At 65.9% G+C, this 15,320-nt stretch carries 12 protein-coding genes; 8 read left to right on the top strand and 4 right to left on the bottom strand.

Annotated elements, in window-relative coordinates:
* Window positions 1–7: 7 nt before the first annotated feature.
* A complete protein-coding gene (locus tag ACOYR4_RS01230; protein WP_015012093.1) occupies window positions 8–718 on the bottom strand; it encodes a TorF family putative porin in 711 nt (236 codons plus the stop codon).
* 214 nt (window positions 719–932) lie between these two features.
* Between ACOYR4_RS01230 and ACOYR4_RS01225 the strand changes: the two genes are divergently transcribed.
* Both ACOYR4_RS01225 and ACOYR4_RS01220 read left to right on the top strand, forming a co-directional pair.
* A complete protein-coding gene (locus ACOYR4_RS01225; RefSeq protein WP_422848380.1) occupies window positions 933–2,477 on the top strand; it encodes a YifB family Mg chelatase-like AAA ATPase in 1,545 nt (514 codons plus the stop codon).
* A gap of 183 nt (window positions 2,478–2,660) precedes the next feature.
* Window positions 2,661–3,158 (top strand): MarR family winged helix-turn-helix transcriptional regulator, encoded by a 498-nt coding sequence (locus ACOYR4_RS01220; RefSeq protein ID WP_422848379.1) that lies wholly within the window; start codon window positions 2,661–2,663, stop codon window positions 3,156–3,158.
* A 28-nt stretch (window positions 3,159–3,186) separates the two neighbouring features.
* Here ACOYR4_RS01220 and ACOYR4_RS01215 read toward each other — a convergent pair whose 3' ends face one another.
* Window positions 3,187–4,080: an amidohydrolase family protein gene (locus tag ACOYR4_RS01215; protein ID WP_060984554.1), complete on the bottom strand. Its 894-nt coding sequence runs from the start codon at window positions 4,078–4,080 to the stop codon at window positions 3,187–3,189.
* A gap of 159 nt (window positions 4,081–4,239) precedes the next feature.
* On the opposite strand from ACOYR4_RS01215, the gene ACOYR4_RS01210 reads away from it, so the two are divergent.
* The 6 genes from ACOYR4_RS01210 to ACOYR4_RS01185 all read left to right on the top strand — a co-directional run bounded on the left by ACOYR4_RS01210 (window position 4,240) and on the right by ACOYR4_RS01185 (window position 12,554).
* Complete coding sequence (locus ACOYR4_RS01210; RefSeq protein WP_422848378.1) at window positions 4,240–5,022, top strand: crotonase/enoyl-CoA hydratase family protein; 783 nt, start codon at window positions 4,240–4,242, stop codon at window positions 5,020–5,022.
* Between the two features lie 39 nt (window positions 5,023–5,061).
* Window positions 5,062–6,939 carry a feruloyl-CoA synthase gene (locus tag ACOYR4_RS01205; protein WP_060986191.1) on the top strand — a complete coding sequence of 626 codons (1,878 nt, stop codon included), beginning with the start codon at window positions 5,062–5,064 and terminating at the stop codon, window positions 6,937–6,939.
* A 27-nt stretch (window positions 6,940–6,966) separates the two neighbouring features.
* Entirely contained in the window at window positions 6,967–7,752 is a 786-nt protein-coding gene (locus ACOYR4_RS01200; protein WP_422848377.1) for an SDR family NAD(P)-dependent oxidoreductase, read from the top strand.
* 98 nt (window positions 7,753–7,850) lie between these two features.
* Complete coding sequence (locus tag ACOYR4_RS01195) at window positions 7,851–8,840, top strand: Bug family tripartite tricarboxylate transporter substrate binding protein (protein WP_309827448.1); 990 nt, start codon at window positions 7,851–7,853, stop codon at window positions 8,838–8,840.
* 123 nt (window positions 8,841–8,963) lie between these two features.
* On the top strand, window positions 8,964–10,691 hold the full coding sequence (locus tag ACOYR4_RS01190; protein WP_422848376.1) for an acyl-CoA dehydrogenase family protein: 1,728 nt from the start codon (window positions 8,964–8,966) through the stop codon (window positions 10,689–10,691).
* Window positions 10,692–10,841: 150 nt separating this feature from the next.
* Entirely contained in the window at window positions 10,842–12,554 is a 1,713-nt protein-coding gene (locus ACOYR4_RS01185) for a tannase/feruloyl esterase family alpha/beta hydrolase (protein WP_422848375.1), read from the top strand.
* A 63-nt stretch (window positions 12,555–12,617) separates the two neighbouring features.
* Here the strand turns inward: ACOYR4_RS01185 and ACOYR4_RS01180 are convergent, their stop codons facing one another.
* Both ACOYR4_RS01180 and ACOYR4_RS01175 read right to left on the bottom strand, forming a co-directional pair.
* Window positions 12,618–13,067 carry a carboxymuconolactone decarboxylase family protein gene (locus ACOYR4_RS01180; protein WP_422848374.1) on the bottom strand — a complete coding sequence of 150 codons (450 nt, stop codon included), beginning with the start codon at window positions 13,065–13,067 and terminating at the stop codon, window positions 12,618–12,620.
* 150 nt (window positions 13,068–13,217) lie between these two features.
* Complete coding sequence (locus tag ACOYR4_RS01175; RefSeq protein WP_422848373.1) at window positions 13,218–15,167, bottom strand: ATP-binding protein; 1,950 nt, start codon at window positions 15,165–15,167, stop codon at window positions 13,218–13,220.
* Window positions 15,168–15,320 lie beyond the last annotated feature (153 nt).

Raw genomic sequence — 15,320 nt, 5'->3', positions numbered from 1 at the left:
TTGAGACTTACAGGGTTTTGGTGAGCGTGACGATCACGCGCGACTTGTTGACCGGGCCGTAGAAGGCCTTCTTGGTGGCGCCGACCACGGCAGCGCCGAGAGACACGCCGCCGCCGAAGTCGTACGAGCCGCCCAGGCTGTAATCCATGAAGTTGGGGGCCGTGATGTCACCACCAAAGCGGGTGAAACCGACCGATGCCTTCAGCGTGGTGCTGGGGGCCACTTCCTGGGCAAACGCCAGGTTCAGGTAGCCGGTGTTGCGGCCTTTCATGCCAGGACCTGCGTAAGCGAAGTAGTCCTTGGACAGGGTGTGCGAGTACTTGGCCGTCACGGGGCCGAAGGTGGCAGCGCCATAGACTTCGGTGGTGTTGCCCGCGCTGTTGCCGGGGTAGATGTAGGTCAGCAGGCCCACGTCCAGGTCTACGCCGCCGGCCTTGAACTTGTAGCCGCCGTACAGGTCGGATTCGAGCGAGTTGCCGGACAGCCAGTCCACGCTGGAGTTCCAGTTGCCCACGTAGAAGCCGGTTTCGCCGAAGGTGTAGTCAAAGCCGCCTTGCAGTGCGGGCTTGACGGTCTTGACCTTGGAAGTGTCCTGGTCCTGGCCGCGGAACTTGTAGTTCGTGGTCAGGCTGACGTTGGCGGTGAGCTGGGCGCTGGCCAGCATGGGAAGGGTTGCAACAAGGGCAACGCCCAGGGTCTTGATGATGGCGCGGGTCATGTTTCCTCCGGTTGGACAAAGTAGGGACAAGTGCTTTAAGCACGGACCGTGCCACGCCAAGGTGCACAGGGCGCCGCACGGTTGCGTTGCGTTACAACAATCCCCAGTACAGTGGCGGTGACCGCGCTCGGAGCGCTGCACTCAACTGGTGCAGACGCCCCGTAGGCCGCGCTAAAAACCTACAAAACGCACCCATCTGGGGAGAAATCGCTTCATGAGTCTTGCTTTGGTGCAAAGCCGCGCCCTTCTGGGGCTGCAGGCGCCTGCAGTCACCGTCGAAGTGCATCTGGCCAACGGTTTGCCCAGCTTCACCCTGGTCGGGCTGGCCGAGGTGGAGGTGAAAGAAGCCCGCGAGCGTGTGCGCTCGGCGCTGCAGAACGCGGGGCTGGAGTTTCCGACCAATAAGCGCATTACCGTCAACCTGGCCCCCGCCGATCTGCCCAAGGACTCGGGCCGCTTTGACCTGCCCATCGCCCTGGGCATCCTCGCCGCCAGCGGGCAGGTGGACGCCAGCCGCCTGGCGGGTTACGAGTTTGCGGGCGAGCTGTCACTGTCGGGCGAACTGCGCCCCGTGCGCGGCGCGCTGGCCACCAGCCTGGCGCTGCAGACGCAGCAGATCGACGCCCAGCTGGTGCTGCCCCCCGGCAGCGCCGAAGAAGCCGCCCTGGTGCCCGCCGCACGCGTGGTGCGCGCCCGCCACCTGCTGGATGTGGTGCGCGCGTTCCTGCCACCCGGCAGCACGGCCGGCGGCAATGCCGACGTGGCCAACGACGGCTGGACGCGCCTGCAGGCCACCGCGCTCGCCGCCAGCACCACCGGGCCCGACATGGCCGATGTAAAGGGCCAGGCCGGTGCCAAGCGGGCGCTGGAGATTGCAGCGGCCGGGGGCCACAGCGTGCTGATGGCCGGGCCACCGGGCTCGGGCAAGTCGATGCTGGCGCAGCGTTTTGCCGGGCTGCTGCCGGCGATGACGGTGGACGAGGCGCTGGAGAGCGCCGCCATTGCCAGCCTGGCGGGCCGCTTCAGGCCCGAGACCTTTGGCGTGCGCCCCACGGGCCAGCCCCACCACACGGCCAGCGCGGTGGCGCTGGTGGGCGGTGGCTCGCCACCCCGACCGGGCGAGATTTCGCTGGCCCACCAGGGCGTGCTCTTCCTCGATGAACTGCCCGAATTCCCGCGCGCTGCGCTGGAGGCGCTGCGCGAGCCGCTGGAGACCGGCCACATCACCATCGCCCGGGCGGCGCAACGCGCGGAGTTTCCGGCCCGGTTCCAGATGATCGCGGCGATGAATCCGTGCCCCTGCGGCTTTCTGGGCTCTACTCAGCGCGCCTGCCGCTGCACGCCCGACCAGGTCCACCGCTACCAGGCCAAGCTCAGCGGGCCGCTGCTGGACCGCATCGACCTGCATGTGGAGGTGCCCGCCCTGCCCGCCGAGCAGCTGGTGCAGGCGGCTGCGGGCGAATCCACCGCCAGCATCCGCGCCCGGGTGGAGCAGGCCCGCGCACTGGCCCTGGCGCGCCAGGGCTGCACCAACCAGGCGCTGCAGGGCCAGGCCATCGATGCCCACCTGCACCTGGACGATGCGGCCGCCAAGTTCCTCAACACCGCTGCTGCGCGCCTTGGCTGGTCGGCCCGCAGCACGCACCGGGCGCTGAAGGTGGCGCGCACCATCGCGGACCTGGCGGGCGCGCCGACCACCGAGGTCAGCCACGTCGCAGAGGCCGTGCAATACCGCCGCGTGCTGCGCAGCCCGGCGTGAGTGGCGCTGGCGGCGTGGCACGCCCAAGCGGAGCGGTGGCGCAGGCCGATATCATATTGATAGCATCTGGCGCATGTTTCAGTAGCGCCTGCGGCTGATTTCGATCAAAAAGAGGGCCCGCTGCGGCCGCTGGGCGCTGCTCGCCGGTGGCAGGGCGCCGGGCGCCCGGCACAATCTCCCCCCATGTCCAGCGTCCGTTCCTCCAAGAAATCCCCCTCGGTTCCCACCCCTGCAGACACCGCAGCGCCCGCCGGCGAGCCCGTGGACACCGGCTTTTTGCGCACGCTGGTGGGCTACAACACGCGGCGCGCGGCGCTGTCCATCATTGCCGTGTTCATGGAACGCATGGCCGTGTACGACCTGAAGGTGGTGGATTTCTCGGTGCTGTCGCTGGTGGCGCACAACCCGGGCATCACCTCGCGCCAGCTGTGCGCCACGCTCAGCGTGCTGCCGCCGAACATGGTGGGCTTGATTGCGGCGCTGGAGCGGCGCGGCCTGATCGAGCGCCGCCCACACCCGAGCGACGGGCGTGCCATGGGCGTGCACCTGACGCCCGCCGGGGTGGAATTGACCACGCAGGCCGAGCAGACGGCCGCGCAACTGGAAGAAGACGCTACCAACCGCCTGACGGCGGCCGAGCGCAAGACGCTGATCCGGCTGCTGCAAAAAGTCTACGACTGAGCGGGCAGCCACCGCCCGTTGCGGTGCGTCAGGCGGCCGGTGCCGCAGTCGCCTGGGCCTTGTCCAGCCCCAGCAAGCGCACGGCGTTGCCCTTCAGGATGCCGGGCATCACCTCGGGCTTGAAGCCCGCTTCCTGGAAGTCCTTCATCCAGCGCTCGGGCGTGATCAGCGGGTAGTCGCTGCCGAACAGCACGCGGTCCTTCAGCAGCGTGTTGGCGTACTGCACCAGCTGCTTCGGAAAATACTTGGGGCTCCAGCCCGACAGGTCGATCCAGACATTGGGCTTGTGCGTGGCAACCGACAGCGCCTCGTCCTGCCACGGAAAGCTGGGGTGGGCCATCACGATCTGCATGTCGGGGAAGTCAATCGCCACATCGTCCAGGTGCATGGGGTTGCTGTACTCCAACCGCAGGCCGCCACCGCAGCGCATGCCGCTGCCGATGCCGCTGTGGCCGGTGTGGAAGATAGCGGGCATGCCGTATTCGGCAATCACCTCGTAGATGGGCCAGGCCATCTTGTCGTAGGGGTGGTAGGCCTGCACCGTGGGGTGGAACTTGAAGCCCTTGATGCCGAACTCTTCAATCAGGCGGCGGGCTTCGCGCGCGCCCATCTTGCCCTTGTGCGGGTCGATGCTGGCGAAGGCCGTCATCATGTCGCTGTTGGCCTTGGCGGCCTCGGCGATCTCTTCGTTGGGGATGCGACGGCGGCCCATCTTGGACTCGGCGTCCACGGTGAACATCACCAGGCCAATCTTCTGCTCGCGGTAGTAGGCCACCGTCTCGGCGATGGTGGGGCGGCGGCCGTTCTTGAAGTACTTGTCGGCGGCGCGGTCGTATTCCTCGCCGTAGTTGTCAAACGGGTTCCAGCAGCTCACCTCGGCGTGGGTGTGGATGTCGATGGCGATCAGATTGGCGTGGTCCATGCGTGTCTCCTGGGTTGGCGCCCGCCGGTGCGGCGTCAGACCCCAGCATGCGCCACGGCGCGTGACGCAGATCAAGGGTAAACACCAATAAAAAACGGGCTTGGCTTGCTTGAATTGGTTATGAACTATAACCACAATTCAACCAACACGAAAGCCTCTATGACCCATCCAGACATCCATTTCGAGCTGCGCGGCGACCACCAGGAAGTGGCCGTGATCCGCCTGACCCGCGCGGCCAAGCGCAACGCGCTGAACGACGGCCTGATCCTCGCGTTGCGCGACCTGTTCGAGAAAATTCCCAGCACCGTGCGCGCCGCTGTCATCGATGGCGACGGCCCCCATTTCTGCGCCGGTCTGGACCTGTCGGAGCTGAAAGAGCGTGACGCCGGCCAAGGCCTGCACCACTCGCGCATGTGGCACGCCGCGCTGGAGCGTGTGCAGTACGGCCCCGTGCCGGTCATTGCTGCGCTGCACGGCGCCGTGGTGGGCGGCGGGCTGGAGCTGGCCAGCGCCTGCCACATCCGTGTGGCCGACGAGTCCACCTTCTACGCGCTGCCCGAGGGCTCGCGCGGCATCTTCGTGGGCGGCGGCGGCGCGGTGCGCATTCCCAAGCTCATCGGCGCTGCGCGCATGACGGACATGATGCTCACCGGCCGCGTCTACAACGCGCAGGACGGCGAAAAGGTCGGCTTTGCCCAGTACCTCGTGCCCGAAGGCCAGGCCTTTGCCAAGGCCTTCGAGCTGGCCGTGCGCGTGGCGCAGAACGCCCCGCTGACCAACTACGCGCTGATGCACGCCCTGCCCCGCATTGCCGAGCAGCCCGCCGACCAGGGCTTCTTCACCGAAGCCATGATGGCGGCCATCGCCCAGAGCGCGCCCGAAGCCAAGTCCCGCCTCGCCGACTTCCTGGAAGGCCGCGCCGCCAAGGTCCGCAAGGACTGAGCCCGCCCCCAGTCACCCCTTGCCCCTGCTGGAACCCCTATGAGCGACCTCTCCACCCCCACCGCCCCGGCCCGCTACCGCCCCGTGACCTTCGGCGTGACCCGCGTCAGCCTGCGTGAAGGTGCGCCGGGCGTGCGTTACCTGCAGGCGGACCTGCCCCTGGGCGCCTTTGCCCGCCGCGTGACGGACTACCTGGTGCACTGGGCCGAGACCACGCCCGACCACAGCTTTCTGGCACGCCGCGAGCAACTGCCCGGCGGCAAGACGGGTGACTGGCAGCATGTGAGCTACGCCCAGGCGCTGGACGCCGCGCGCAGCATCGGCCAGGCCCTGCTGGACCGTGGCCTGAACGCCGAGCGCCCGGTGGTGGTGCTGAGCGAGAACACCATCGAGCACGCGCTGCTGGCGCTGGGCTGCATTTACGCCGGCGTGCCCTACTGCCCCGTGTCGCCCGCCTACGCCACCGTGAGCCAGGACTACGACAAGCTGCGCCACGTCATCGACACCCTCACCCCCGGACTGGTGTTTGCCGCCGACGGCGCGCGCTACGGCAAGGCCATCGCGGCCACCGTGGCTGCCGATGTCGAAGTGATCCTGGCCCAGGGCGCGCTGGAGGGCCGCAAGGCCGGCACGTTCCAGAGCCTGCGCCACACCACCGCCACCCCGGCGGTGGACGCTGCCATGCACGCCACCGGCCCCGGCACCATCGTGAAGTTCCTGTTCACCAGCGGCTCCACCAAGATGCCCAAGCCGGTCATCAACACCCAGCGCATGTGGTGCGCCAACCTGCAGCAGATCTCGCTGTCGCTGCCCGTGCTGGCCGAGGCCTCGCCCGTGCTGGTGGACTGGCTGCCATGGAACCACACCTTCGGCAGCAACCACAACTTCGGCCTCACGATGATGCACGGCGGCACGCTGTACATCGACGACGGCAAGCCCACCGCTGCGCTGATTGGCGAGACCCTGCGCAACCTGCGCGAGATCGCCCCCACGGTGTACTTCAACGTGCCCACCGGCTTTGAAATGATTGCCGAGGCCATGAAGACCGACGCCCAGCTGCGCGCCAACCTGCTGTCGCGCGTGCGCCTGTTCTTTTACTCGGGCGCTGGCCTGGCCCAGCCCGTGTGGGACAGCCTGCACGCCACGCAAGAGGCCGCCATTGGCGAGCGCATCGTGATGTGCACCGGCCTGGGCATGACCGAATCCGCCCCCTCGGCCATGTTCTGCAACAGCCCCGACGTGCGCTCGGGCCACATCGGCGCGCCTGTGCCCGGCATGGTGCTCAAGCTGGTGGAGGTGGACGGCAAGACCGAGGTACGCTACCGCGGCCCCAACGTCACGCCCGGCTACTGGCGCTCCGATGCCGCCACACGCGATGCGTTTGACGACGAAGGCTACCTGTGCACCGGCGACGCCGTGAAGTGGATCGACGAGAACAACATCCACCGCGGCCTGGCGTTTGATGGCCGCATTGCCGAAGACTTCAAGCTCTCCACCGGCACCTTCGTGAGCGTGGGCCCCATGCGCGCCAAGATCATCGTGGCGGGCGCACCCTACATCCAGGACGTGGTGCTCACCGGCCTGAACATGAAGGAAGTCGGCGCCCTGCTGTTCCCCTCCCCCGCCTGCCGCGAGGTCGCCGGCCTGGGCCCGGACGCCCCCTGGGCCGACGTGGTGGCCCACCCCGCCGTGCGCCAGCGCATCGAGGCGGTGCTGGACGGGCTGGCCCGCGAAGCCACCGGCAGCGCCAGCCGCGTGGCCCGCGCGCTGCTGATGGCAGAGCCGCCCTCCATCGACAAGGGCGAGATCACCGACAAGGGCTCCGTCAACCAGCGTGCCGTGCTCAAGCACCGCGATGCGCTCGTCACGGCCTTGCACGACGACACGGCACCGGGCATCCTCAAGCCCGGCGCCTGAACCCCACCCCGAACAGGACAGACCACCATGCAGATTCAAGGACAACCCGCCCTCGTGACCGGCGGCGCATCGGGCCTCGGCGAGGCCACCGCACGCGAACTGGCCCGCCTGGGCGCCAAAGTGGCAGTGCTCGACCGCAATGCCGAGCTGGCCGAAAAGGTGGCCGCAGACATTGGCAAAGAATTTGGAGACGGCTGCGCCGTGGCCTGCCCTTGCGACATCACCGACGCCGCCAGCGTGACCGCCGCGCTGGAGAAGGCCGCTGCCGCCCACGGCCCTGCCCGCATCCTCATGAACGTGGCCGGCATTGGCAGCGCCAAGCGCGTGGTGCAACGCGACGGCAGCGCCGCCCCGCTCGAAGACTTTGTGCGCGTCATCAACATCAACCTCATCGGCAGCTACAACGTGAGCCGCCTGTTTGCCGCCGCCTGCAGCAAGCTGCCCGTGCTGGACAACGGCGAGCGCGGTGTGATGATGTTCACCGCATCCGTCGCCGCCTTTGATGGCCAGGTGGGCCAGCAGGCCTACAGCGCCTCCAAGGCGGGTCTGGCCGGCATGACGCTGCCCATGGCGCGCGACCTGGCGCAGCACGCCATCCGCGTGTGCACCGTGGCGCCCGGCCTGTTTGCCACGCCGCTGATGAAAGAGCTGCCCGAGGCCGTGCAGCAGTCGCTGGCGGCCAGCATCCCCTTCCCGCCACGCCTGGGCAAACCCGAAGAGTTTGCCGAGCTGGCTTGCCATATCGTGACCAACGGCCACCTGAACGGCGAAGTAATTCGCCTGGATGGCGCCCTGCGCATGGCGCCCCGGTAAACGATCAGCGCCACACATCAGTAAATAACAAGAGGGCGCGAAAGCGCTCCAGCTTGACCCCCGAGATTTCCGTCAGACACACACCAGGAGACATCAGCATGACCACCACCCGCCGTCAATTTGTTCAGGCCCTTGGCGCCAGCGCCGCGCTGGGCGCCTTCCACCCCTTTGCCGCCAACGCCCAGGTGGACCAGGTGAAGGTGTACTTCGGCTTCCCCGCCGGCAGCTCGGGCGACACCGTGGCCCGCCGCGTGGCCGAGAAGTGGGCCGGCAGCGCGTTCAGCAAGAACCCTGGCGTGGTGGAAAACAAGCCCGGCGCAGGCGGCCGCATTGCGCTGGAGACGCTCAAGGCAGCGCCCGCCGACGGCTCGGTGCTGGCCGTGGCGCAGGTGTCGGCCCTGGCCAACTACCCGCACATCTACAGCAAGATGAACTACACCGACAAGGACTTCGCGCCCGTGTCGATCGCAGCCATCATGCACCACGGCCTGGCCGTGGGCCCCATGGTGCCCGCCAGCGTGAAGAACGTGAAGGACTTCCTGGCATGGGCCAAGGCCAACCCCAAGGACGCCAGCTACGGCTCGCCCGGTGCGGGCTCCACGCCCCACTTCCTGGGCGCGCTGCTGGGCATCAACAGCGGTGTGGACCTGCGCCATGTGCCCTACCGTGGCTCCATCCCCGGCGTGACGGACGTGGTGGGCGGCCAGGTCGCGGCCATGGTCACGCCGCACGGTGACTTCATCGCCAACTACAAGGCGGGCAAGCTGCGCATCCTGGCCACCTCGGGCCCCAAGCGCTCCATCTACGTGCCGGATGTGCCCACGTTTGCCGAACAGGGCTTCCCTGAGCTGACCACCGAAGAATGGTTTGGCTTCTACGCACCGGCCGCCACGCCCAAGCCGGTGATTGCTGCGGCCAACGCCGCCATCAACGCCGCGCTGAAGGAAAAGTCGGTCATCGACAGCCTGGCCATCGTGGGCCTGATGCCCCACGGCTCCACCCCTGAAGAACAGGCCCGCTGGCAAAAGGCCGAGTACGACAGCTGGGGTCCGCTGATCAAGAAGATCGGCTTCACCGCAGAGTCCTGATCCCTCCTGCGCCGCAGTTCCGGACTGCCCCCAGTCCGGGCTGCCGCATGGCAAAAAATACAAGAAATCAGCCGCTAGCGCCCATTCAATAAGCGCAGACAGCTACCAATAAGAGAGCAAACCATGCAAGCCCGCCAGACCCTTGCCGACATCCAGCACCTGCTGACCACCGTGCTGAAGGCGCCCACGCGCTGGCAGGGCCTGGCGCCGTTTGCGGATACCGATGGCGACCTGGCGGCCCAGGTGCTGGACGAAGCGGCCAAGTTTGTGGACAGCGCCATCGCCCCGCTGCAGCGCAGCGGCGATGAAGAAGGCTGCCGCTTTGACGGCGGGCAGGTGCACACCCCCGCAGGTTTTCGCGATGCGTACCAGGCCTTCTGGCAAGCCGGCTGGCCGTCGCTGTCTTGCGCGCCCGACGAAGGCGGCCAGGGCCTGCCTGCGGTGCTGGAGTGCGTGCTCTTTGAATGGCTGGCCGGTGCCAACCACGGCTGGACCATGGCGCCCGGCCTGCTTCACGGCGCGTACGAATGCATCAAGCACCACGCCAGCGACGAACTCAAGGCGCAGTACCTGGAGAAGGTCGCCACCGGCGAATGGCTGGCCACCATGTGCCTGACCGAAGCCCACGCCGGCAGCGACCTGGGAATGGTGCGCACACGCGGCGTGCCCCAGCCCGACGGCAGCGCGCGGGTGAACGGCAGCAAGATCTTTATCTCTGGCGGCGAGCACGACCTGACGGACAACATCGTGCACCTGGTGCTGGCGCGCCTGCCCGATGCACCGGCGGGGCCCAAGGGCCTGTCGCTGTTCCTGGTGCCCAAGGTGCTTCAGGATGGAACACGCAATGCCGTGGTCTGCGAACGCATCGAAGAAAAGATGGGCCTGCACGGCAGCCCCACCTGCGTGATGCGCTTTGACGACGCCACCGGCTGGCTGGTGGGCGAGCCCAACAAGGGCCTGAACGCCATGTTCGTGATGATGAACGCCGCACGCCTGCACGTGGGCCTGCAAGGCATCGGCCTGCTGGAGGCCGCGTGGCAAAAGGCCAGCGCCTACGCCGCCGAGCGCCGCCAGATGCGCGCCCCCGGCGCCAAGGACACCAGCCTCATTCAAGACCACCCCGCCATCCGCCGCATCCTACACACGCAGCGCGCGTGGATCGACGGCGGCCGCGTGCTGGCGTACCACACGGCCCTGCAGCTCGATGCGGCCAAACACAGCACCGACGCGGGCGAACGCGCTGCCGCACAGCGCTGGTGCGCGCTGGTCACGCCCGTGCTCAAAGCCGCGCTCACCGACCAGGCCTTCCACGGCGCCAGCGCCTGCCTGCAGGTGTTTGGCGGCCACGGCTATGTGCGTGAATGGGGCATCGAGCAGATCGTGCGCGACGCGCGCGTGGCCATGATCTACGAGGGCACCAACGAAATCCAGGCCATCGACCTGCTGGTGCGCAAGGTGCTGGCCGATGGCGGCCAGGGCCTGGGCGCCCTGCTGGGCAGCCTGCCCGGTGCAGCGCCCAGCCCCGCCGCCAGCACGCGCCGCCATGCCCTGGTGGAAATCACGCAGACCCTGGCAATTGCCGCCCAGTCCGACCCCGAACTACCCTACTGGGTGGCCGACGACTACCTGCGCGCCGTGGCGCTGGTGCTGCTGGAATGGGCCTGGGCCCAGATCAGCGCCGCCCGTCCCCACCGCACCGAGCAGTCCACTGCCGCCACAGACCGCTGGACCCCACCCGCCCAGGCCTTCGCCCAGTGGGTGCTGCCCGAATTCGACCTGCGCACCACCATCCTGCGCCAGCGCATTGCCCAGGCGTTTGAATTCAGGCCCCAGGAGGCCGCAAGCGCATGAAACATATGCGCTAACAGCTCCTGATTCAGTAGCAAAACACCTTCCATCGATCTCCCTCCCACAGCGTGTTGAGGCCGCGCTGAGGGCTGTCCTGCGCCTCGAAAAATCATAGGAGACAACACCATGCGCTTGAAGATGAGAAGAAACCGGATGCGTGCCCACCAACCCCTGGCGCTCTCGGCCGCAGCCGCCGCCTTGCTCATGGGCTGTGGCGGCTCGTCCGATGCCGCCCTGCCCCAGCTCTCCGCCGCCACACCGGCCACCCTGCAGTCGTGCGCCACGCTGGCCAGCAGCCTGGCGTTGCCCGACACGCGCATCACCTCGGCCGAACAAGTGCCCGCAGGCCCCATCACCGTGCAGGGCGTGACCACCCAGGCGCCTGCGCACTGCCTCGTCAAAGGCAAGATGAAAGAGCGCACCGGCCCCGTGGACGGCGCCAGCTACGCCATTGGTTTTGAGATGCGCCTGCCCGTAGAGTGGAACGGCCGCTTTCTGCACCAGGCCAACGGCGGCCTGGACGGCAGCGTGGTCACCGCGCTGGGCTCGGTCAGCGGTGGCGCCCCCGTGGCGCCCGCCCTGGTGCAAGGCTTTGCGGTGCTCAGCTCTGACGCAGGCCACGGCGCGCCCACGCCCTTCTTTGGCGTGGACCCGCAGGCCCGGCTGGACTACGGCTACCAGGCCGTGGGCACCCTCACCCCCATGGCCAAGAACCTCATCAAGAGCGCTTATGGCAAGGCGCCCGACCGCTCGTACCTGGCCGGCTGCTCCAACGGCGGCCGCCACGCCATGGTGGGCGCATCGCGCTATGCCGACCAGTACGACGGCATCCTGGCGGGCAACCCCGGCTTTCACCTGCCCAAGGCCGCCACCACGCAGCTGTGGAAGGCCCAGCAATACGCCAAGGTATCCACCAAGGACGCCAGCGGCCTGCCCGACCTGACCACCGCCGTGAGCCCGGCCGAGTTCAAGCTCATCAGCAGCAAGATCGTCGCCAAGTGCGACGCACTGGACGGCGTGGCCGACGGCCAGGTCAACGATGTGGCCGCCTGCCAGGCCGCCTTCAACCTGCAGACCGACGTGCCCACCTGCACCGGCGCGCGCGACGGCAGCTGCATCACCAGCGAGCAAAAGGGCGTGCTGGCCAGCATCTTTACCGGCCCCAAGAACAGCAAGGGCGAAGCGCTGTACACCGGCACCTGGTGGGACCCCGGCGTTGCGGGCGCCAACTTTGCGTCGTGGCACTTTGGCTCGCCCGCCACGCGTGACGCCGGTGCCGTGGCCTTCATCTTCACCTCGCCCCCCTCCACCGTGGCCGCGTTCACCGCCATCCCCGGCATGCAGTACGCGCTGAACTTCAGCATGGAGACCGACTACCCCAAGATGTTCGCCACCACGGCGCAATACACCGAGTCGCCCTGGTCGTACATGACCCCGCCCAATGAGACCGACCTGAGCACCCTGAAGAACCGGGGCGCCAAGATGATCGTCTTCCACGGCGTGGCCGACGGCGTGTTCTCGCCCATGGACACCGCGAACTGGATGGACCGCCTGCAGGCCAACCACAGCGGCAAGGCCGACGCCTTTGCCCGCCTGTTCCTGGTGCCCGGCATGAACCACTGCTCCGGCGGCCCCGCCACCGACCAGTTCGACATGCTGGCCCCGCTGGTCGCCTGGGTGGAACAAGGCAAGGCCCCCGACAGCGTGACCGCCAAGGCACGCGGCGCAGGCGCCAACGTGGTCAACACCGAGCTGCCCGCCAGCTGGTCTGCCAACCGCACCCGGCCGCTGTGCGTGTATCCCAAGGTCGCCCGCTACAACGGCACGGGGGATGTGGAGAGCGCGAGCAGTTTCAGCTGCAAGTAATCAGTTCAGCGCTTGAAAAGCGGGAAGCCCGGCACAAGCCGGGCTTCCCTTTTTCATTTCCTTTTACGCCTTGGCGCGAGGCTTCATGCGAAAGCTGACGCCCATGCGGTTGATGGCATTCATGGCGGCAATCGTGAGCGTCAGGTCCACCAGGCCCTTCTCGCCAAACACAGCCAGCGCGGCTGCATAGGCTTCATCGGAGGCGTGCGTCTCGCTCACGCGGGTCACCTCCTCGGCCCAGGCCAGCGCAGCGCGCTCCTGCTCAGAGAACAAATACGCCGCCTCATGCCACACAGGAACCAGCACCACCTTCTCTACCGACATGCCCTCGGCCAGCAGGTCACGCGTGTGGATGTCAATGCAGTGCGCGCACCCATTGATCTGCGACACGCGCAGAAAGACCAGGTGCGTCAGCAAGCTGGGCAGGCCCGTGCCCTGGGTGACGAAGTGGTGCAGCGTCCCGATGGCCTTGGCACCCTCGGGCGATACGTTGAACCAGACAGCGCGATTCATACAGCAGTTCCTTCACATTGAATGTTGGGCGGAGGGCGATAGCGACCTCCTGCTCACAAGACGTGTGATGTAAGGTTGCTGTGACAGGTGCAAAAAAAATGGCTGCCGACGACGCTACGGCCGCTTGGGAAGAACATGGCGGCATGGCTACTAAAGATTAGCCTGCGACGGGGTCTGCATGACCTTCGCAGACAGATCTGCGCCAGACACGTCTTCATACCGGGCGGGAATACGTTCCTTCAAACGGAACAGCCGTTGATGAGCAGACCGTGTTAGCTGGCCATAGGTCACTGCCTGCACTCGCCCGCGCAGGACACCCTCTTCCTTGAGTTCAATTTCACGGGTGGTCTTCGCCGTGATCTCGTGGCCTACAACGAAAGCGCGGAACATCGGCGTACCATCGAGTGCGCCGCTGCCGAGAAAGTCCTGCACATAGCCATTGCCCTGGTTCATCTCCTCTCGGCCGATCGCGGAGTGTCCTTTCTTCAACTCAATAATCAGGACGTTTTGAATCCGTGTGAGCGTTGGGTCGGCAGCATCGAAACCCTCCGTGCCGACGATCGAACAAGTCGCATCGGCAAGGGTCATGATGTCGGGACGCTGCTTGGCGTTTATGAACGCTTCGCTGGACAATCGCTTCTTAAAGATTCTCTCGGCGGCCGTTCGCAAGCTCACGTTGGATGAGTATTCACTACTGTCGAACTCGGGGCCAAACAGCCATCGGGCCTGCGTCACCAGCGGATGCAAAGTGTGTAGCTCGTCGGAAGTTTCATCGCCAGCAAGTTTCTCGATAGCCACGATCACCGCTAGGCGATGATCAATTTCGTCAAGCACCGAAAGCGCATCGCGGACGGTCCACTGGCTCAACAGCCGATCAAGCCCTTCAATATCTGACTCATCAAGCCTTGTGAGCTTTTCGAGTAAAGCTGCGCCGCCACGGGCCTTTTCGATATTAATCAATGCCTGCACCGCCGCGGAAAGAACGTCCTGTGAAACGGTGGGCGTGGACTTCACCAAATCGCGAGCGAAGCTGGCGACCTCGGCACGGCCCAACGGTGAGAGTTCCTTAAAGTCTTCACGGTTTTTGACGAGGGCCTCTTCGGAGCTTTCCTCAACCAACGTCGCAGAGAGCTGCGCGAAGACCCTCTTGGCGTACTCGCGAGCAGCCTCGAAAAGAGCATCGACTTTCTTGTTACTTTTGAATCGAACCCAGTCTTGCTCGACCTCGGTCAGCCAACCATCATCGGCCTTAATAACGATCGAATAACGCTTCGCAAAGCGGGCGCGGCCATCAATCACGGCCTCAGATCCGACTACCCAACTCGGCATACCGACAAGACGGCCATTCACCCAGAAAGCGATGCCTTGATAGAGCGTTGACCTGTTCGACCGCGTCGAGTCCACAACATAGGCCTCCGCTCCTGGGCATCCGTCGATCTGCAATGGCGTCTGTTCGATGAGGCCCGTCTGATCCGCCAGGGCAACGGACTCCCCATTGACCCGAACAACGAACTGCGGATCATGGACGAAGCGCGCAGCCAGAATCGCGCGGATGGCGTCCGGGTCCGGCAGATGCCGCATGACGACGACAGAGACCTTCGTACCGTGGCCTTTTTTGATAAAAGCCCCCTCCTTTTCGATCTTGAAAGGGTTCTCCTCACTATTGGTGCCGATGTCGAAACTTGCCCCTTTGTCCTCGCGCCAAGTATCAACCGAATAATGGTCGGCAAAACACAGCAGCCCATGGCGCCCCACACCATTACGGCCGTAAGCTTTCCGACGCCAGCCCTTGCGTTCCGGCGGGAACTCGACCATCGTGCTCTGATGCTTGATGCGGTCGTAGCCCAGCTTCATCCAACGCCCCTTGAACTGAGACGCGGTCATGCCATGCCCATCGTCCTCTACCGTCAATACAAGCGCATTGGTCGGAGGGATCGTCAAATCCACAAGAGAGGCGCCTGCATCCCACGCATTGGCGACAAGTTCCGTGAGCGCGACCTCGGAGTCCTGAGCTATGCGTCCGAGTGTGCGGACAAGATAGTTCTCCTCGAATAGCGATCCTGTCATCGCAACCGAACTCATCTTAGTTTTCGTCGCCATATCTTCCCCTTGTCATTCGCTCCGGAGTGTCCGAGCGAGAGGGTGCCGCATATCCCACAGAGCAGTCCAAACATGCTTAATCTAATTTCGGACATTCAGCTCGACGCACCTTTTCGCCTAGTCTTAGATGCTAAGCCAAGAGCCAAGAGAGTC

This window comes from Acidovorax sp. M14 (assembly GCF_049331375.1).
GTDB lineage: Bacteria > Pseudomonadota > Gammaproteobacteria > Burkholderiales > Burkholderiaceae_C > Acidovorax.
Note: the sequence above shows the minus strand (reverse complement) of the source record. Positions and strands in the feature narration are given on the sequence as shown.